This is a genomic window from Methylobacterium sp. J-088, from assembly GCF_022829295.1.
Classification (GTDB): Bacteria; Pseudomonadota; Alphaproteobacteria; order Rhizobiales; family Beijerinckiaceae; genus Methylobacterium.
The window spans coordinates 12,523-31,543 of the sequence record NZ_JAKSYH010000146.1 but is presented as its reverse complement, the minus strand read 5'-3'; the positions used below and the strand labels follow the sequence as shown (position 1 = coordinate 31,543).

The window sequence follows — 19,021 nt, the reverse complement described above, 5'->3', positions numbered from 1 at the left end:
AGTTGGGGACCCTGCATTTGACCAAATCACCGCTTACGTGTGAATTACATACGTGTCTTGCGCGACCGCCCCGCCACCGAACTCTTCTTTCTGCGTTGACAGCCCGACATTGAGGCGGCGGCCCGATTCTTCCGTCGAGATGCCGAAGTCGAAATAGTCCTTCGCCGCTTGGTAATGCTCAATCAGCCAATTGAACAGAAGATCGAGGGCGCCGGATTCGCGCCCGATATCGCTGGAGGAAATGTACTGCGCATGAGCGACTTGTGATGTTTCGAAGATTACGACGCCTGCGATCGTCGTGCCATTCTGTTCAGCAGTGAAAAGTTTGATGTGCTCCGGAAATTGAGCTGCCAGCATCGTGATCTCAGCTATCGAATGCACAGGAGCGACGCCGTGACGACTCTGTAAGACTTCTTGCAGAATGTCCCAGAAATCCCCCCAACGTTCGCTTTGTAGAATGGTTATCCCCGCCTTCTCCGCTTTTCGGATCCCGCGTCGCCGGCGCGACGATAATGAGCCAGGTTGGCGGTTGGAAATCGTCGTCGTCACATCCCGACGCACAAGCTGTGCGTTATGGCGAAACAAACTATAGATATCGGCCTCCGACGGGAAGCGCTGATATATCCACGGGATAGGCTTGTAATATATTTTGCTGACGCCAATTTTCCTGTAGTAATCGACACACAGATCCATCATTCTGAGTGTCTGATCGACACCGGTGCGTTTGGTGATCAGGCCGCCGAACGTCAGGCCTTGATGAGAATAGACCTCCGGCCCGACGACATTCGCGGGTAACAGGCCGACGAGCGTGTCATCCTGCCAAATCGTGAGCGAGGCGTCGGCGAAGCGCGCGGCGTGGTAATCCATAAAACCGCGCTCAAATAGGAAATGAGCCGCCGAGCTTTCCGAATTGAGGGTGTTCCAAGCCGATATCAAGCTCGGGACGTAGCGTTGGAGCGTGAGGGACATTCTTATCGCGCTCGGCAGAACCGCGTGGCTGAGATCTTGCGCGGCTCCGCTGGATTTCCCTGGTAAATTTTGTCCGGTTCGGTTGATTGAGCAACGCTCGCGGCCATGCTGATGAAATTATCGCTGGCGATCGCGACACCGTGGCCAACGGCCGCGTTCACCCCGAGAAAGCTGTATGAACCGACCGTGCAGAAACCCGAGATGACGACATGAGAGCTGATGAAGACATTGTCTTCGATAACGGAACGATGGCCGATGTGATTCCCGCTCCAGAGCGTCACATTATTTCCTATTTTTACGAACGGCTGGATAACATTGTCTTCAAGAATAAAGCAATTTTCGCCGATTTCACAATTGTGCCAGACAAAAGCACGTGTGCTGATGTACGACGTTAAAGTATATCCAAGTTCCTTGACCTGCGCGTAGAGGCTCGTGCGAACCCTGTTGAGGCGTGAGTCGCCGATGGCCACAAATGCGTCGTGCGCCTCCGGCGGATATGCGTCGCGAATGTCGGCCAGCGGGATCACCGGCAAGCCGAGGAATTCCTTCTCCTTTATGTATTCTTCGCCTATGGAGAACGCTACTATAGTGTAATCGCTGTCATGTTTAAAATATTCATAAGCCATATTGGCGATTTCGCCATTCCCGAATATGATTAGGCGCTTCATCGATCAAGCTTTCATCAGGAGAAGGTCATCGCGCCGGTTCGCCATGGGCAGCCCCGCGGCTTGCGGCATCAGGTAAGCATCCGCTCCAGCCGATTGAGCCCGTTGCATGAGGCCCATGAGAACGGCGTCGTCGATCTTACCGGGGCTGGGCTGATTATAGTGGAGTTCCGGATAGGTGTCCGTCTGCGTAAAATCTTGATGGAAGCGGCGTCCGGTTTCTGTAGCGAAGAAGCGGCGTCGCTTCGACACGTTGGGAATGTCGCCGATCAGCAAGCGTCCACCACTGCCGACAAGGTCGAGCGCACGGTCGAGAAAGTCGAAGGGATTACCGTCGACATATACGTAGTGGAAGACGCTGTAGCAGAGAATTGCATCGACCGACGGACGTATAAGGCCGACCTCGCGCGCAACCTGAGGAAACGCGCCGGCGATCTTCGTCGTCACACCGGGTATGTCGGGCAGCTGGGCCAGCATTTCTTCGCTGTCGACCAGGATTAAATGATGCTTTCGCTCTCGACAGAGTTCGATGATGCGATGGGAGAGTCCCGCGCAACCTGGCCCGATGTCCAAGATGGTCGCGCCCTCGCCGGTGAGAACCGGCAGCTTCGACAAGATGTCGTGAAAGATCGCGTCCTCAAATCCCGTCCTGTAGGAATTCGGGAAGCCGATGCGTTCGTTGGCCGTCAGGTGCGGGTTTTGTGCGAGGGCGCGGAAGCCTTCGAAGGTCAGGTCAACCTTGGCAAGATCGACATTCTCATTAGTCCGAAGGCGTTCGAGCGCATCCGAAGGCGGTTGCGCTCCGCTTGCCTCTGAGTCGCCCGGTGAAGATGACATTTTCGGTCTCCGCTGTCTTGGGATCGCGTCGATCCCTCCGCCCCATCCTACTAAACTGGGCGAACCGGTTCGCAGGGCGGGTCAGGCGAGGCGTCTCGGGTCCATTCGAGACCCGTGCTACCGGTCCTGCGGAATGGCTGCCCCCTCGGGTCGGGCACGGGTTGCCGCGCGCGCTGCTCCCACACGGTCCCGGCAGTAAGCGACGACGTGTTCGACTTCTTCCGGACGCATGTGGGGGCCGATCGGCAGACTCAGGATCCTCCTGCCGAGGGCGCGACCCAGGCGACTCTCACCGAGGACGTGCGATGCCGCATAGGCCGGAGAGTCGGAGGGGGCGATCGGGTAATGGATCTGCGTGCCAATACCGCCCTGCTCCAACTCTGCAGCGAGGGCGTCGCGATTGTCGGTCTGGACAACGAAGAGATGCCATACGGGTACGGCTCGCGGATCAACCCGCGGTAGCACGAGGCCGGTGCCTGCGAGCCCGTCCAGATAGGCCGCGGCAACCCCGCGGCGGAGCGCGTTCCACTCGTCGAGATAGCCGAGCTTGACGCGGAGGATGGCCGCTTGAAGTTCATCGAGCCGGGAATTCACACCGCGTTGGCGGTGGACGTACTTCTCGGTCGATCCGTAGTTCGCCAGCTCACGAATCCGGCGCGCCAGTGCTGCATCCGACGTTGTGACGGCTCCGCCGTCGCCCACCGCTCCTAGGTTCTTCCCGGGATAGAAGCTGAACGCGGCGGCATCACCCAGGCTACCCACTTGCCGACCTGCGAACGTCGCACCATGCGCCTGCGCCGCGTCCTCGATGCAGAGCAGACCATGTCGCCGTGCCAACTGACCCAGCGCCTCCATATCAGAGGGTTGTCCGTAGAGATGGACGGGTATGATTGCTTTCGTGCGGCTGGTGATGGCCCTGGCCGCCTCGGCCGGGTCCATGTTGTACGTTGCCGGGCTAGGATCGACGGAAACCGGGATTGCCCCAACTTGGCTGACGGCGAGCCAAGTCGCGATGAAGGTGTTCGAGGGAACCAGAACCTCATCGCCCGGACCGATGCCATACGCCCGCAGGATCAGGACGAGGGCATCGAGACCGTTCGCGACACCGATCGCGTGCTCAGCGTGGCAATAGGCGGCGAATTCCGACTCGAAAGCTTCGACTTCTTCGCCTAAGATGTAGCGTGAACGATCCAAGACCCGATGCCAAACGGCATCGAGATCAGCCCGAATGGTGTTATGGGTCCGGTGGAGGTCGAGAAACGGAACTTTCATCCCAAACTTCCTCACCTGATACCCTTGGCATTCAAAAATGCCTCGTAATCGCGATAATAATCGCTTTCTTCATAATGATCTGAGGCAAGAGAAAGGCAGACGGCCCCGCCCGAGAAGTCGTCGATATCCCGCCACGTCATCTGCGGCACGTAGAGCCCGACATTGGGCCGGCTCAGGAGAAAGGTCTGCCGGTTCTCCCCATCGTCGAGGTGAACCTTGAAGCTGCCGGATACGGCGATAAGAACCTGCTGAAGCTTCTTATGGCTGTGGCCCGCTCGCACAGCGCCGTGAGATACATCATAGATGAAATAGACGCGCCGGATGCTGAACGGCACATCCGCCTCCGCCTCGATGGGCGTGAGCGCTCCCCTGTGATCCAGGATATGACGGAACTCGATCAGGTAGGGCTGAGTCATTGCTTCCCTGTCGATACCTAGGCTTTCGACGCAGATCGTCGGATGGCTTTGAAGAGGACCGGCGAGGCCGATCCGAGACCTATCGGCGAGATCGAAGTACCGACCAACTTCCGGTTGCTTCGTATGCCGAAGTGAGCGGCTCCGCAATCGAACCCGGGGCGCGACTGGGAGGACTGCGGGTGGCGAACATCGGAAATGTCATCACGGTCCATTGCGGCGCGCAAATGGCAGCGCCTCAATCATCCGCCCGACGATTGTCTGCGCCGGCTGCTGTTTGATCGGTGCGTCCTGCTCCGACTTGTGCGACGCTTGGCGATCTAGGGCCGATAGGATGTCATCCGGTGCGACGTTGTAGTTCGCGTGAAAGGCGTGACCGTCCTCGCTCACCGTCTGGCCCCGCAAGAACGTGATCTGCGCGCCGCCCGCTTCGATGAAGCTTGTGTAGCCTCGGAAATTGAAGGCGAGATTGGCATGGATAAGACCGAGGATACGGCAGCCCGGGCGACAGAACAGACCATTCGTCAGCGCTGAGCTTGATGATCCGACGATGATATCGGCGGCATGGAACGCTTCGACCTGTTCGAGGAAGGTCATCGTCTCCGGCGTGATGATCTCAAATCCGTGGGGTCGGAGAGCTTCGGCGATCTCGACCTCGTTGATTAATTGGCGCTGGGCGAAGGCTTTGCGTGAGATGAACAGCCGACGTCCCGTCTGTCCGCTCAGCGCCCCGCGTTCGCGGGCGCCGTCGAGGATGCGCGTGCGCAGGTCGATGAGGATGTCGGCTGGCCAAATCGTATCGTAGACGCGCCGGCCGGGCTTCATCTCGAATGGGAAGAAGGCCGGCACCGGCGCGAGGCCGAGAAGCCCGAACGCGACGGGCTGCGGCGGCAACTTGATGATCGGGCGATCGCGCTTGTCGAGGAGCCTGACGACCTCCTCATGCGTCGCCGGCATATGGTCGTCGATGCAGAGCGGGATGCCGTCCGGGCATCGCGGATCGTTATAGGCGAGCATCCGCGGGACGAACTCGCAGAACCAATGACCGTAGTTGCGGCTCTGGAGCCCGAACATCGAGAGACCTGCCTCGATGGACAGGCTGTCCTCCGGACGCTCGACGAGGGCTCGGCGGTCCCCGAAAGCCGCCATTACGATCTGGTCCGGATTGACGCCGTCCTGAAGCAGAACGTCCCGCCGGCGGGGATGGGCTGCGAGATCATAGATGAGGTGGTCGTCCTTGATGACGAGGTTGCTGCGCGGGAAGGCATGGCACGCCTCGACCAGCGCGAGATACTGGGCCGGGGCCTCCAACTCACCGGGCTCCGAGGTGAGGGGCGGCGGCGTCTCGGTGAACTTGATCTGCGGCTCCTGGATCGGGCGCCGCGGCCGCAGCTCCGCATAGCGGATGCCAGGCTGACCGGCCAGGGTCGCGGCCGCGACCATGGTGTAGCTCTTGAAGGGACCCGCACCGATCACGTGCCGGGTCGTCTCGTGAATAGTGATGGCCTCCTCGTACGCGTCGGCTTCGATCAAGGCGTCGAGCTGGAAACGTCGTGAGTTCTTGATCTTCTTCGCGACCGGATCGCCGTCGGGCGTGATCAGGTCGGCTTCGTTGCCGCCCAAGGCAAGGGCGAGGCGGTAATACTGGATGCTCGGCTCGGCCTCGCCGCGCAACTCGCATACCCAGGCCCTATCCATGAGGACTTGCACGACCTTGGGTCGCAGGCGGCTGGCGTCCGCAGCACGCAGCCGTGCGATGACCGGATCGGCCTCCGCGAAACGCTCGTTGGCGCAGAGATCCCGCAGGCGCGCCTCGGCCGCGGCCAGGGTCCAGCGGTCGCCGTCCTGGCCCGCTAGGCTGGCGGCCAACTCGTGAGCTTGCGCGGCGAGGCCGGGCGCGCCGTCGCTGTCGAGCCGAAACGCCAGGGCGTCGAGATGGCGGATCATCGTGCCGGGATTGCTGCCCGCCGCCTCCGGATCGGCCATCAGCGCGGTGAGCCGCGCGATCAGGTCTGCCGGAGCGCCGCGATGATCTCTGATCAGATCGAGAAACTGTGCCATGTCCGCGGCCATGTCCGTGCGCTCGACCCACCCATTCCTGGCTTCGACCAGGCGTTGCGAGCCTCAGGCGACGGCCGGCAGGACGGGGTATCGGACGTCGAGATCGTGGTCCTCCCTTAGCGTCCCGCCGCGGAACTGGTAAATCCCCGTCCCGGCCGGATTGGTTGCGGTGCTTGGCCCCGATCCGCGGCCGCGGCGCGGGGAGGAAGGTCTTCGGATGCCGGAATCAGCAGGTCTAAACCTCAGTGGTCGCGATGGGCATGCGCGCCTGCCGATCCGAACGTTGGCGGCCGGTCGGCAGCGGGGGCGGGACGGGGCGCTGTGTGCCATGGAGGCGGTGGCTGCTCTGGCCGGTGAGCCGCTCTCCGACCAGCCATCCTGCGCGTCCCCCGTCCTTGCAGCCTTCGTGCGCACTTGGAACGACGGACTCCCGCGGGCGGCGCGCGACGACTTGATCCTCCCGCTCCTGCCGCGCCTCGCTGGGACGCGCGGGCCGGAGCAGCCGGAGCGCCGTCGCGCCGGTCTGGTGGCCGACTGGATGGTCCGCATCCATCTCCCGGCATGGTTTCGCCTTGCCAAGCTGAATGTCGAGGCAGACGTGCTGGCCGGCCTGCCCGAGATCCGTGACGTGAGCGATCTCGCCGCCCTGTGCGACCATCTCAAGCGCGCCCGCAAGCGGGCCGCGATTGCCAATCTCACCCTGTGTCAGACCGGCTCGTCCGTGCGCGCCGCGGCCTGGGATGCCACGTACCGGGCAGCGTGGGCCGCAGTCCAAGATGAGTTGGAGGCGGCCGGCGGCCCGATCCTCGCGGCGGGCTGGGACGCCGCCTACGCGGCGGCCTACGCGGCGGCCCGCGCCTGCGGCAAGGTGTCCCTGGAGCCGACCCGGCGCGCCCTGCAGGACACGACCCTCGTCCTGATCGAGCGCATGATCGCAGCGGGCGACGCCGGAGCCGGGGAACTCCGCTCCGCCGCAGATATCCGGCCGTGAGCGCCGCGGCCGGGCCGCCGCGCGATCGCACCGGATCCGACGGCTTCGCACGAAGTATTGCGGGGGCGCGCTGCCTCGTGCTGGGCGGCAGCGGCTTCCTGGGGTTGAACCTGTGCAACCGCCTCGCGGATGCCGGAGCCGAGGTCACCTGCTTCAGCCGCAGTCACCCGCAGGCCGCCGTGCTGGACCGGCGCGTCGCCCGGGTGACGGGCCAGTTCGCTGACCGCCTTGCCATCGCCAACGCGGTCGAGCGCCAGGACGTCGTCTTCCACCTGATCGCCGGTTCGATCCCGGAGAGTTCGAACCTGGATCCGTCTGCGGAACTGTCGGCCACGCCGATCGCCACCCTGCACCTGCTCGAGATCTGCCGCTCGGCCCGGATCCGAAAGCTGGTGTTCGCCTCCTCCGGCGGCGCGATCTACGGCATCCCGCGCGCCATCCCGATCCAAGAGCAGGCGCCGACCGATCCGATCTCGGCCTACGGCATCGGCAAGCTGATGATCGAGAAGTCGCTCGCTCTGTACTACCACCTGCACGGGATTGACTACCAGATCCTCCGGATCGCCAACCCGTACGGCCGCTTCCAACTCGGCACCAAGCACCAGGGCCTGGTCGGGAGCTACATTTATCGCGTCCTCACGGACCAGCCGCTGGAGGTCTGGGGCACCGGCGCGGTGGTGCGCGACTTCCTGCACATCGACGATGTCAGCGACGCGTTCCTGGCCGCCGTGACCTATGACGGGCCGCACAAGGTCCTGAACGTCGGCAGCGGCACGGGCTTGAGTGTCAACGCGATCATCGCCGCGCTGGAGGCGGCCTTCGGGCGGGACCGCCTGCCTTGTTCGTTCAAGCCGAGCCGGGCCGCGGACGTGCCCGCCAACGTCCTTGACACAACCTTGATTCGGTCCGAACTCGTGTGGCAGCCCCGCGTCGCGCTGCGCGAGGGCCTCAGCGACACCATCGCGTGGATGCGGACCCATCTGGCGGAGGCCGCAGGTCGTCGCGTGACCTGACGGGCCTCGCCCCGGAGTGGCCACGATTGTCGGCGACAGCGCGGCAGGTCCGATCCGCGAGGAGACCGCATGTCCTTCCTTCACGATCTGCCGATCACCGACCTGATCGCGCATTACGGCTACATCGCCATCTTCGTCATCATCACGCTGGAGAGCGCCGGCCTACCCCTGCCCGGCGAGACGGTCCTGCTGACCGCGGCCGCCTATGCCGGCAGCACCGGCAACATCAACATCGGCCTCGTGGTGGCGATCGCTGCGACCGCCGCGATCCTGGGGGACAATGCCGGCTACTGGGTCGGCCGCCGCTGGGGCCTTCCTCTGCTCCTGCGCAAGGGGCACCTGATCGGCCTCGATCACGGGCGGCTCAAGCTCGGCCAGTACCTGTTCCGCCGGCACGGCGGGAAGATCGTGTTCTTCGGCCGCTTCACCGCGATGCTGCGGGCCTACGCGGCGGTGCTGGCCGGCGTCAACAAGCTCGACGCGCGTCGCTTCATGGCCTTCAACGCCCTGGGCGGCGTGGCGTGGGCCTCGATCATGGGCTTCGGCGCCTATCTGTGCGGCCGCTCGATCGAGAACGTCATGGGGCCGGTCGGCCTCGGGCTGCTGGCCTTCGTGCTGCTCGGCGCGGTGGCGCTGTGGCTGTTTATGCGCCGGCACGAGGCGCGCCTGATGGTCGCCGCCGAGGCCGCGATCCCGGGACCGCTCACCGAGGATCCGGGGGCGGAGCCGCCGGCGCGTCAAGCGCAGGACTCGGGTCAGGCGGTGTTCGAGAGGCAGGTCGAAGCGCTCCTCGCCAAACCCGACGACGCGGCGCAGATCAATGCGCCCGCGATGCGCGCCCAGCCGCCGGAAGCCCTGCCCCTCTGGTTCAAGATCCCCGTCGTTCTCCTGGCCTCGGCCGCGGGCATGACGCTCGCATCCTGGTCCCATGGGAGCACCGGTGGCCTTTATGGGCGCCTCGTCGGCCATATCAGCATCGTCGGCCTGATGCTGATCCTGCTCGTGCCGGCCGTGCTGCTGACGATCGTCGGCTGGCGCCTGAGATACCCGGAATCGTCGACTGCCGCCGGGGACGAGGCCGAGGACGGAATCAGGCTGGCCGCCTGAGCTGACGGGCGGATCGGCGGTCGTCCGATCGCTCAGTCGCGTATCGCGAGCCCTGGGAGGCGTCAGCGCGCCGCCCCGGGCGCAGGGTTGACCGGTCGGGGGGCCGATCGTATCACCCGGCCTCCCCCGACGGGGGCGTTCCCGCGCGTTGGTTTCCGGCCGATGCCGCGCATGCCCTGTCGGACGTCGTGACCGAGACGGAGCCGACCTTGGGCGAGGACGTGGAAGCGCTGCGGGCCGAACTCGCCGAGACGCAGGCACGGCTCAAGGAAGCGCAGGGCGAGCTGGCCCGTCTGGTTCGCCTCGCCGAGGCCGATCTTCAGCGCCGCCGCCCCGGTGAGCAATCCAGCGTCGCCGCCGCCTCGGTGCGCCGCCCCGCCGCCAAGGAGGTCGCCGCCCGGATCGCCCGATTCGCGCACCTCTATCGCGAAGCCGCCGCCGCCACGCCCGATCGCGCCCCCGTCGTCCCCGAGGCGACGATGCTCGAATGGCTCGAGACTTCCGGGCTGTTCGACCGCCAGTTCTACCTCGCGTGCAATGACGATGTCGCGAATGCCGGCGCGGACCCGACGCAGCACTACTACAACCACGGCTCCGAGGAAGGGCGCCTTCCCAGCACCCTCTGAGGGTGAAATCCGGGAGGCTTCCCGCTGACGCGCGTTCGAGGGCTCTGCGAGGGATCTGATTGATGCATGACGGTGCAGGAGAGGCCGCACCCGCGCTCGAGCCGTGGCAGGACGATTTCGCGACGATCTACGCGAGCCGGCTGTTTGACCACATCTGGTATGCGACGCGCTATCCCGAGGTCGGCCTGACCGACCTGTCGCCCCTCGAACATTACGTGAAGTACGGCGCGTGCCTCGGGCGCCAGCCCCGAGCCGACTTTACGGCGCCGCCGGACGAAACCTTCGACGGCAGCTTCGTCAATCCCTTCGCGGCCTGGATCCGGGCGCGGGCCGAGATGGAACCCGCACCGACCTGGAATCGACCCGTCGTCTCGGTCTTGTGCATCAGCTACAACCAAGCGGCGTTTATCCGGCAGACCCTGGAGAGCATCCTCGGGCAGACCACGGATTTCCTCTTCGAGCTGCTCGTCGGCGACGATCGGTCGACCGACGGCACCGCCGAGATCATCGCCGAATACGCCGCGCGTCATCCCAACCTCGTGGCGGTTCTGCGCACCGAAAATCTCGGACCCAACAAGAACTTCGCCGACCTCACGGCCCGCGCCCGCGGCGAATTCGTAGCGATCTGCGAGGGGGACGATTACTGGACGGATCCGCGCAAGCTCCAGCGCCAAGTCGATTTCCTGCGGGCGCGCCCGGAATTCACCCTCTGCTTCCACCCGGTGCGCGTCGTCTACCAGGACGTGCCGGGGGTCGAAGAGATCTACCCAAGGCAGTGCAGCCCGCAGCCCTCGCTGTCCGACCTCGTGGCGCACAACTTCGTCCAGACAAACAGCGTGCTCTATCGCTGGCGCTATCGCGGCGCCGAGGCGTTCGTGTTCGACGAGGGCATCGCCCCCGGCGACTGGTACGTCCACCTGATGCATGCCGAGGTCGGGCGCATTGGCTTCCTGCCCGAGGTAATGGCGGTCTACCGCAAGCACGCGGCCGGGATGTGGGCGACCTACGCCACCGAACTCGCCCGGCACAAGAAGCTCGGCAACGCCGAGATCGCGTTCTTCCGCAAGCTGCGCGGGCATTTCGGCGGTCGCTACGCGGCGGGCTACGAGGCGTCGCAGAAAGCGATCTTCCGGCGGCTCGCCGAGGCCTATCTCGACGAGGAGGATGTCGCGAGCCTCGGACGTTTGATCGAGGCCAATCCCGATATCGCCCGAGATGCCCTGAGCGACATGGGCCTCGACGCGCCGGACCACCTCTCCGGCGAGCCGGAGGCGCTGCGCGCGTGGCTGGTGGAGCAACTCACTGTCAGTGTCGTCGTGACGGCGTACAACCATGCGGCGGATATCGGCCGCTGCCTCGACGCGGTTCTGGGGCAGCGCGGGTTGTTCCGGATGCAGGTGGTGATCGGCGACGATAAGTCCACCGACGGAACGGCGGAAATCGTCGAATCCTACCGGGCGCGCGATGCGGAGCGGATCGTGGTCCGGCCCCGGCCGCGGAATCTCGGCATGCTGCGCAACATGCAGAACTGCCTCGCCGCGTGCACGGGTCGCTACGTCGCCTTCTGCGAGGCCGACGATTACTGGTTGTCCGACCGCAAGATCGCCAAGCAGATGCGGATGCTGCGCAACGACCGCAAACTCGACATGTGCTTCAACTGGGTGCTGCTCCATTTCCCGGCGACTGGCTCCTACCTGCCGCACAACGAGCAGGGCCGTCATCCGACCGGCACGATCAGCTTCCCGGTGCTGGCCAACTCACCGCTGACTGCCAACTTCTCCTGCTGCTTCTACCGCGCCGAGGCCCTGCGCCGGGTGCCGGCGGCCTATTACGAGAACCCGGCGGCGGCCGACTGGCTGATGAACCTCTACGTCGCCGACAAGGGTCGGATCGCGTTCCTGCGCGAGCTACTGTCGGTCTACACGGTCCAGGAGAAGGGCCAGTGGTCGGGCCTGCCCGACGACATCAAGAACGCCCGGATCGCGCAATACCAGAAGCAGTTCGCCGGAATTTTCGGCGAAGGGCGCGGCTTCGAGCTGTACGAGGTCGGCTGCACCGTCGCCGAACTCGACGCGGAACTGCCGGATTTCTTCGCCCGCGCCAACCTCGAGGCACCCCGGGATCGGGTCTGGGCTGAGATCCAGGACGGGCAGGTGCTGCTGGCCGGCTGGGTCGTCTCGGCGAGCCGCGCTCGGGCGACGCTCATCGCTGAGGTCGATGGCGATGTCCAGCGGATACCCGCGGATGTTCACCGTCCAGATGTGATTGCGGCGGTGCTCGGCGAGATGCCCACTACCATGGATGAGGCCCGCTGCGGCTTCCGCTTCACCGTGCCCTACGCGCTCCACCTGGAAGTACTGCTTTCCATCGAGGTCGAGCATCAGGTCGTGCCCTGGCTCTCGGTGATCTTCACGCACCGCGTGAAGGGGGAGGCCGACTCACGTTGATTCCGGCCCCGCGGACGACGCAAGGGCCAAACCATATCAGGCAGAGACCGGAAGAGCCGTGACGGCCTGGTTGTGCCTGCCAACCGGAAGAGTCCGCCCCCCAACCCGTTCCCGCATCCGATGATAGCACCGCAGCCTGAAGCCGTGCCGCCGATGTGAGCGTACGCGCGCCTATTAAGCGCGGTCACGACCGCTGTGGCGATGAAAAAGCGCGGAACACCTGTCCTCACGTGTGACAAAATTGGCCGATCATGTCAGGAACCGGAAACGCGGACACCCGTAGCCGTTCGGCCTCAGGAGCGCATGCGCAGACAGGATATGGTGGTGGATCGACTCGATAAGATGCCCCCCCTAGACACCCGTCGTCGGTCCTACCTGAGGCTGGCGGAGCCATCGGATGGCCCTCTGATCCATCGTCTGCGCTCAGATCCCAAGCTCAGCCGTTTTCTGAACGCGCCGCCAACGACCGTGCAGCAACAGATCGCGTGGCTGACTCGCTATAAGGAAGACGAGGCGACGGGCCAGCAATATTACTTTATCTTGGTCTCGGACTTCAAAGATCGCGGCACTGTACGGATGTACGATTTTCGAACGATCGATGACAAGCTTTCGTTTTGCTGGGGCAGCTGGATCATTGAACCCCCACCAATCGTCGGCTTAGCAACATACTCAGCGCTCGCGATCTACGAATTGGGATTTGACAACCTCGGCTTCGAGCATGCCCATTTCGATGTCCGGCGCGCCAATAGCAGCGTCGTCGCATTCCATCTCAGAGCCGGTGCAGAGATCGTTCGCGAAGACAATCAGGATTATTATTTCCACTTCACACGAGAGGCCTACCATCGCTTCCGAACCGCCCAGGCCGGAACATACGATCGACATGCGACGATCACGCCAAATCCGAATGAAGGCTTGGCGCAGACCGATCGATAACGCCATTTCGATCAAAGTGCGCGGCGGTCAATGACAACAACGAAGCCATCTGACAACACCACCAGGTATGCGCACAATGATCGAGATGACCAGCAACAAGCGCCCAGACGCAGGTTAAGCGAATTGAAGCTCTGGCTCGCTCAAATGATCGTCGACCGAGGGTTCTATCTGGATAGGAACCCCGATGTCGCAGCGGCTGGCGTCGATCCGGCAGTCCATTTCGCCGAATGCTGGTCCAAACCCCCGCTGCGTGCGCCAAATGCAACGATTGAACCATGGATCTATACACTTTCGCCCTTGATCGTCCTGGGCTTAGCGTTGCTGAAACGGGACAGGCCCGATATTACCGATTGCTTCCGTTACCGTATCAATCAACTCTCCACCCGGATCGGCCTCAATTCCCAACATAAAATTGCCCTTGCTATCGCGCGAGCGATAGCGTCTCGACCGAATTTGCATTGTCCCAGCCTGGGGAATATTTTCCCAGTCACTCGACTCTGGTCGGATGAGCGGCCATGGCTCAAATGTACCACCGTTCAGGGTCTCGGAAAATACACCTTCTCCGACCCCAGCGTTGCACTTTCGACGGATGCAAGCGTTGATCGCACGGTCGCTCGGCCATCTTTGTGGTCGGCAGAAATTCGCGATGCTTCGATCTTCGGCTTTTCTCAGATCGTTGCGCATTTTAGTTTTGTAGCCTACGAGCCGGCCGCGGACCCCGATCTGCAATACACCAGTCGGCAATGCGAATTCATCGTCCCCTGCTTCCGATCGCCGGCCGATCGCGTGCTCGCTAGAGTGCCGCCGTCACCGAATGCGACCCTTCCGGAAGGCATCCTTCTCGTAGGCCGCTGCGGATCCAATTACTTCCATTTCATGATCGAGTACCTGACCAAGGGTTACGTTCTGGAATGCGCCAAAATCGCAAAGTCTATTCCGCTCATCATCACTGAAGACTTATATCCCCAAGAATTCGAGGCGCTGAAAATCGTTTTCCCCGAACGCGACCTGATCGTCCGCCGCCATGCAAGCCGCCTCGATGTGGCAAAGCTACACGTCCCATCCGTGATGACTTACATACCCGATACTCCAACGATCGACTTCTGGAAAGTCGCAGCCGTCAACCATGACAGTTTATATTGGTTGCGCACCCGAGTTCTCTCGGCTCTCGAAAATGCTGACGCAAAACCAAGTCGGTATATCTATCTCGGACGGACAGCGGGACGCAATATCAAGAACCGGGGCGAGGTTGAAGCAGTATTCCGAAGGAATAATTTTGAAATCATAGACCCGGCTGGATTGAGCTTCCTGGAACAGGTGCGTATTTTCTCATCCGCGATTTGTATAGCTGGGCCGATTGGGGCGGCGTTCGCCAATGTTATTTTTGCTCCGAAGGGTGCCCTCGTTCTTGGACTCGTTTCTCCATATGCGGTCCAGTTTCCGATCTTTTCCAGCCTAGCAAAGTTTGCAGAATGCCGATATCTCGCCGTCCCTGGAAAGCGTCGCGATCCCCGGTCGGATCCGGCACAGAAACGCGAGTCCCTCGAAGTCACACATGGCGATTACGAGCTCAATATCGAATATTTATCGGACGTCATTCGGGTTGAAACTGCAAATCTTACGCCCTCCGACATTGCTCCGTGATCGCTAAACTGGGAGATCGGCAACATGAAAATGCACCCCTGGGTGTCGATCGGTCTTCGCGTCGAAGCGCCGGGCAACGGACTCCTGAAAACGCACGCAATGGTACCGACCCCGGTTCTTCTGCCAGACTGCATTCGGGTCCTCTTTGCCTCGTGTGACAGCGGTCTTCGCGGGAGAGTATATTATGTCGATTTAGAGCGCGAGATGCCGCATAACGTTATCCATCTTAGTACGACCCCAGTTCTCGATTTGGGCGCTCAAGGGTGTTTTGACGCCGATGGCGTCAATCCCTGTCATCTCCTCGTTTGTGGCCAAGAGTGGTGGCTGTATTACGTCGGCTGGCAAAGATTTCCCGGGCGGATTCCCTACACTTTGTTCACGGGCTTGGCTGTCAGCCATGATCAAGGTCGCAGTTTCAAGCGAATCCAGGAGGCGCCAATTCTCCAGGCCCAGAATGAGGAAAGATATTTTCGCACGGCACCCTTCGTGCAGAAAACGGACACCGGGTACGAAATGCTTTATGTCGGCGGGAGCCGCTTCATCGAAGATTCTCAGGGAAAACTACTACCCCGCTATTCGATCCGGCGTGCCAAATCGATAGATGGAATCAATTGGTCCGCCAGCGCCGAAGATATTCTTACGCCGGATCCTGCCCTCGGAGAGATCGGATTCGGGCGCCCACGAACCGAGCATCTCCCCAGTGGCGACGTGGTGTTGATGTTTTCCGTTCGGACCGAGCGTGACTATCGACTGGTTCAATGCCCTTTTGACGAGCGCATCGCCGATCGCTCTCGTTGGACCGGAGCCATATCGCCATCTGTCGCTGGATGGGACTCCGAGATGACCTGCTTCGGAGCCACGTGTCGGATCGATCAGCAGAGCATCCTGTTCTATAATGGTAATGGATATGGAAAAACTGGCTTCGGTCTAGCGCGGTACTGCGAAGAGGCTGTTTAAAACTGGCTTGAGCAGTCAATAGAGCTTTTGACGTCGTATATTTCAAGGACGAACGCTGTCGATGCGATCCGGTGCAATTCAGGATCTGTTATCGAATGGACCATCCTGAGCAGTGCGGCGGTCGATGTGAGGCGTCCAGACCTGCGCGGCAATTGCCGACCGACGCGCATTGCGCACCAATTTCATTGTTGGAATGGCGATCGACGACACGTCCCACGCCATCGCTGTTTGAAACATTTTAGCCAAATCACACCAGACAAATAATCAACTCGTGAAATGTTGCAGATGCAACTAAGCGATGGTATACTTGTTCTGAAAACGCAGCATCTCAGGGCGCTAGGATTGCCTCTGCGCGGCCAAGCCGAAAGGTAATTTATGTCAAGGGTATTGTTGGCGGCGTATTCCAATGTCACTTGGACTAGCACGAAGTATCACGATGGATTTACCGAAGGATTTGCAAGGGCTCTGAAGCGATCCGGAAATGAGGTGCTTATATTTCATCTCAACGGGTTGCTGGCTGAGCAGTTCAGCAACAAGCCGAAAGACAAATTCGATGGGATGCTGATTAAAGAGACGATCGCAAATTTCGATCCCGATCTGATCATAACATTCAATAACTCAATGCCGTGTGAAGACATCGCCGAGATAACCGACTGCCCGATCGCGATTTACTCCGCCGATACGCCAGCGCTCTATGCCGACAAGGAACGAATCAAAAAATATATTGACCGCTACTATTTTCTCAACGGGTCCAGAATCATCGCCGGCGATGTCGAAGAACGGTTTTCTCCCAGCTCGGACCGGATGATTTTCTTTGGTCATGCGACCGATATGCGCGCCGCAGACCTGGAGCAGATAAATAATATTACCTATATTGGCTCGATGCCCAATCATAGCTACGCGTTCATAAATTTTTTCGAACAGCTCAATCTGATGGAGCCTGACGATAACAAGAAAAACCAAGTGAAGAATGCCTTTTTCAGGGCTCTCGACGACATCGGACAAAACGAATTCACCAAAGATTTCGATTTTGATTTTTCGAAATACTATTCAAGCGAAATGGAAAACTTCGCAGAGTTTTCGGCGCTGTGCCTATATTCCTGCAAAAATAAATTCGAAATTTTGTCGCGCTTGACTGATCTCGGCCTCAAAATTCACGGCTTCCCCTGGTCGTGGCCATACGCGATGCAGTTTAACTTCGATCTCTTCCGTCACTTTGATTATAGACTCTCCGTTTCCATTGATCAGAACTCAATAAATTTCAATTCAAGCAAAATTTCACTTAATATGCCCAATGCAACGCAAAAGGAGGGACTTTCCTGGCGTGTCACTGATATTCTAGCCACGAATTCGGTATTGTTAACCAAAAAATCGGACACCTTGGCGGAAATGTTCCGCGGCTACGTCGAACTTCCAACCTACGAATCGGCGGCGGAAGCGAGAGACTTAGCGATACAATTACTTAACGAACCCAGCTGGCGCCGCGACTTGTCGGCCGCAAGTCAGCAAATGATCAATGACAAATGTCGCTTCGAGCATAAATTCAAACTTATACAGGAGGCGACCGGTGTCAAACTTCTAGGCGGGCGCGAGGGTCATCTGATCGAATTCGATGAATCGGCCGTTATCAGACATATTCTCGTCCAAGAACCTTCGAACACGGATGACCCGATCGTTCACGCAGATCCTTTTCCGCGTTCGCAGGGGATCTTCGCTCGGATCAAGAGACTCATGTCGAAATAAGTTTTTGATCCTCTCACGCATTGAGTGATCGACACGAGGATCTTTCTTCGTCGGGTTGGTGCGCGGATCGCCTGTGCCGGTCGAATCGGTCATCTATTCTGCGGCGGTCGGGATGCAGGGGATGCCGGATACTAGGCAGCGTCGGTGGCCTCTCCCGGACGGGGCCGGGAGCGTCTGAAACCCGGCTGCGAACGCCGGAATCGCTCCGGATCCGAAAACGGTAGCTGCGCTCTCGGCGTACGAGCCCGGTGCCGACCGGCGTGCCGCCGAGGATACCCGTGCGCCTAAAGCGGGCGACCCTGTTCAGGCCACCCGGGTCGCGTCGCATTTTCCTGCCCGGGCCTGTATTACGCTCACGGCGGCACGCCGAACGCGCTCGTCGTGTCCGGTACGTCAAACCGCGCTTTCAAGGTTTGATTATTTCTGTAGTGCTCCCGATGCAGCGCGTGAGCCGTGCCACCACTGTGGGCTCGTATAGGAAGACAGCGCGAGAGGAGGCCGCTGTCCCCGCGCGACGTACCTGTGCTCGCGCCGATAGCGGCACAACACAGGTTCGCTGCACCCCGAACGATCGACGGCGCTCTCAGTAATACGGCAGAACCGCGGTCCAACGTCCGTTTTGCGACTGGGGGTCGAATTTCAAACCTTGGTCGACTGCGGTGATCCAATGCGGAATATCAAACCGGAAGAGAAGCAGATCTCCTTGATCATGCGAATCCTCGGTCCCGTAAGCCTGTCCGTTAGATTCGAAGTGGGTGCTCCCACTCTGGAAGTCCTGTCCCCGCTTTGAGAGGCCAAGAATCAAACCGATCCTTTGCGGTTCGAGCGGATGCGTATGCCGGCCGAACATTCCGCCACCACTCGGATAATGAATGATTTGCGGCCGCGCCTTTCGTCCCTGCGGATCCGCCACGAAACCAGCTTGATTGCTTGTCAATGCGTTCTGGAATTCGAGGAGCCTATTAAAAACATCCAACAGAGGAGATCTGATGTTTTCATCAAGATCGAGTGGTCGATAAAAATTGAACGCGTGATAAACGTGCGGCGTCTTCTGCCTTGGACTGATCCCGGCCTCGAAGGCGTGGAAGTTTTCATCCACGTAGGTCTGTGGCGGATGCATCGGCACTTGCGCACCCCATGCGTGGACGGCGTCTCTCAGCGTCCCAAGCTGTTCCGGCCTGAAACACCCGCGGATGATGGCGGTCCCGTTGGCCATGACGTGATCATAGAGATCAGGAAGAGAGATGTCGGTGGGCCGCAACTCACCACTCTCGGATGCTGCGCGGAAGATCTCGACCGTCATTCTGAGTCTCTCCTTGGTTTTTCAGCTTGCGGCAGGGTGC

The 19,021-nt window shown here is 60.8% G+C and carries 15 protein-coding genes and 1 pseudogene; 9 read left to right on the top strand and 7 right to left on the bottom strand.

Features of this window, described 5'->3' with window-relative positions; all coding sequences use genetic code 11:
• Positions 1–33: 33 nt before the first annotated feature.
• From MKK63_RS16575 to MKK63_RS16550, 6 genes are all read right to left on the bottom strand, one after another.
• Positions 34–969 (bottom strand): GNAT family N-acetyltransferase, encoded by a 936-nt coding sequence (locus MKK63_RS16575; RefSeq protein WP_244003651.1) that lies wholly within the window; start codon positions 967–969, stop codon positions 34–36.
• Between the two features lie 2 nt (positions 970–971).
• Positions 972–1,637: an acetyltransferase gene (locus MKK63_RS16570; protein WP_244003649.1), complete on the bottom strand. Its 666-nt coding sequence runs from the start codon at positions 1,635–1,637 to the stop codon at positions 972–974.
• A gap of 3 nt (positions 1,638–1,640) precedes the next feature.
• Positions 1,641–2,471, bottom strand: a complete 831-nt coding sequence (locus MKK63_RS16565; RefSeq protein WP_244003646.1) for a class I SAM-dependent methyltransferase — start codon at positions 2,469–2,471, stop codon at positions 1,641–1,643.
• 117 nt (positions 2,472–2,588) lie between these two features.
• On the bottom strand, positions 2,589–3,743 hold the full coding sequence (locus MKK63_RS16560) for a DegT/DnrJ/EryC1/StrS family aminotransferase (protein WP_244003644.1): 1,155 nt from the start codon (positions 3,741–3,743) through the stop codon (positions 2,589–2,591).
• A gap of 11 nt (positions 3,744–3,754) precedes the next feature.
• Complete coding sequence (locus MKK63_RS16555) at positions 3,755–4,159, bottom strand: sugar 3,4-ketoisomerase (protein ID WP_244003642.1); 405 nt, start codon at positions 4,157–4,159, stop codon at positions 3,755–3,757.
• 201 nt (positions 4,160–4,360) lie between these two features.
• The gene (locus MKK63_RS16550) at positions 4,361–6,217 is read right to left on the bottom strand and encodes a glycosyltransferase family 61 protein (protein WP_244003640.1); all 1,857 of its coding nucleotides are present in this window, start codon (positions 6,215–6,217) and stop codon (positions 4,361–4,363) included.
• A gap of 283 nt (positions 6,218–6,500) precedes the next feature.
• Here MKK63_RS16550 and MKK63_RS16545 point away from each other — a divergent pair, with 283 nt between their 5' ends.
• The 9 genes and pseudogenes from MKK63_RS16545 to MKK63_RS16505 all read left to right on the top strand — a co-directional run bounded on the left by MKK63_RS16545 (position 6,501) and on the right by MKK63_RS16505 (position 17,678).
• On the top strand, positions 6,501–7,208 hold the full coding sequence (locus MKK63_RS16545; RefSeq protein WP_244003638.1) for a hypothetical protein: 708 nt from the start codon (positions 6,501–6,503) through the stop codon (positions 7,206–7,208).
• Complete coding sequence (locus tag MKK63_RS16540) at positions 7,205–8,221, top strand: NAD-dependent epimerase/dehydratase family protein (protein ID WP_244003636.1); 1,017 nt, start codon at positions 7,205–7,207, stop codon at positions 8,219–8,221. Before MKK63_RS16545 ends, MKK63_RS16540 begins: the two co-directional genes overlap by 4 nt.
• Positions 8,222–8,290: 69 nt before the next feature.
• Positions 8,291–8,929: pseudogene (locus MKK63_RS16535) on the top strand (DedA family protein); the annotation flags it as partial.
• Positions 8,930–9,516: 587 nt separating this feature from the next.
• A complete protein-coding gene (locus tag MKK63_RS16530; RefSeq protein ID WP_244003634.1) occupies positions 9,517–9,954 on the top strand; it encodes a hypothetical protein in 438 nt (145 codons plus the stop codon).
• 62 nt (positions 9,955–10,016) lie between these two features.
• Entirely contained in the window at positions 10,017–12,401 is a 2,385-nt protein-coding gene (locus MKK63_RS16525; protein WP_244003631.1) for a glycosyltransferase family 2 protein, read from the top strand.
• A 303-nt stretch (positions 12,402–12,704) separates the two neighbouring features.
• Entirely contained in the window at positions 12,705–13,334 is a 630-nt protein-coding gene (locus MKK63_RS16520) for a GNAT family N-acetyltransferase (RefSeq protein WP_244003629.1), read from the top strand.
• 123 nt (positions 13,335–13,457) lie between these two features.
• Positions 13,458–14,978, top strand: coding sequence for a glycosyltransferase family 61 protein (locus MKK63_RS16515; RefSeq protein WP_244003627.1), 1,521 nt, complete (start codon positions 13,458–13,460; stop codon positions 14,976–14,978).
• Positions 14,979–15,002: 24 nt separating this feature from the next.
• The gene (locus tag MKK63_RS16510; protein ID WP_244003625.1) at positions 15,003–15,935 is read left to right on the top strand and encodes a hypothetical protein; all 933 of its coding nucleotides are present in this window, start codon (positions 15,003–15,005) and stop codon (positions 15,933–15,935) included.
• A gap of 390 nt (positions 15,936–16,325) precedes the next feature.
• The gene (locus MKK63_RS16505) at positions 16,326–17,678 is read left to right on the top strand and encodes a glycosyltransferase (protein ID WP_244003623.1); all 1,353 of its coding nucleotides are present in this window, start codon (positions 16,326–16,328) and stop codon (positions 17,676–17,678) included.
• 583 nt (positions 17,679–18,261) lie between these two features.
• On the opposite strand, the gene MKK63_RS16500 is transcribed toward MKK63_RS16505, so the two are convergent.
• Positions 18,262–18,981 (bottom strand): hypothetical protein, encoded by a 720-nt coding sequence (locus MKK63_RS16500; protein WP_244003621.1) that lies wholly within the window; start codon positions 18,979–18,981, stop codon positions 18,262–18,264.
• Positions 18,982–19,021: the final 40 nt, after the last annotated feature.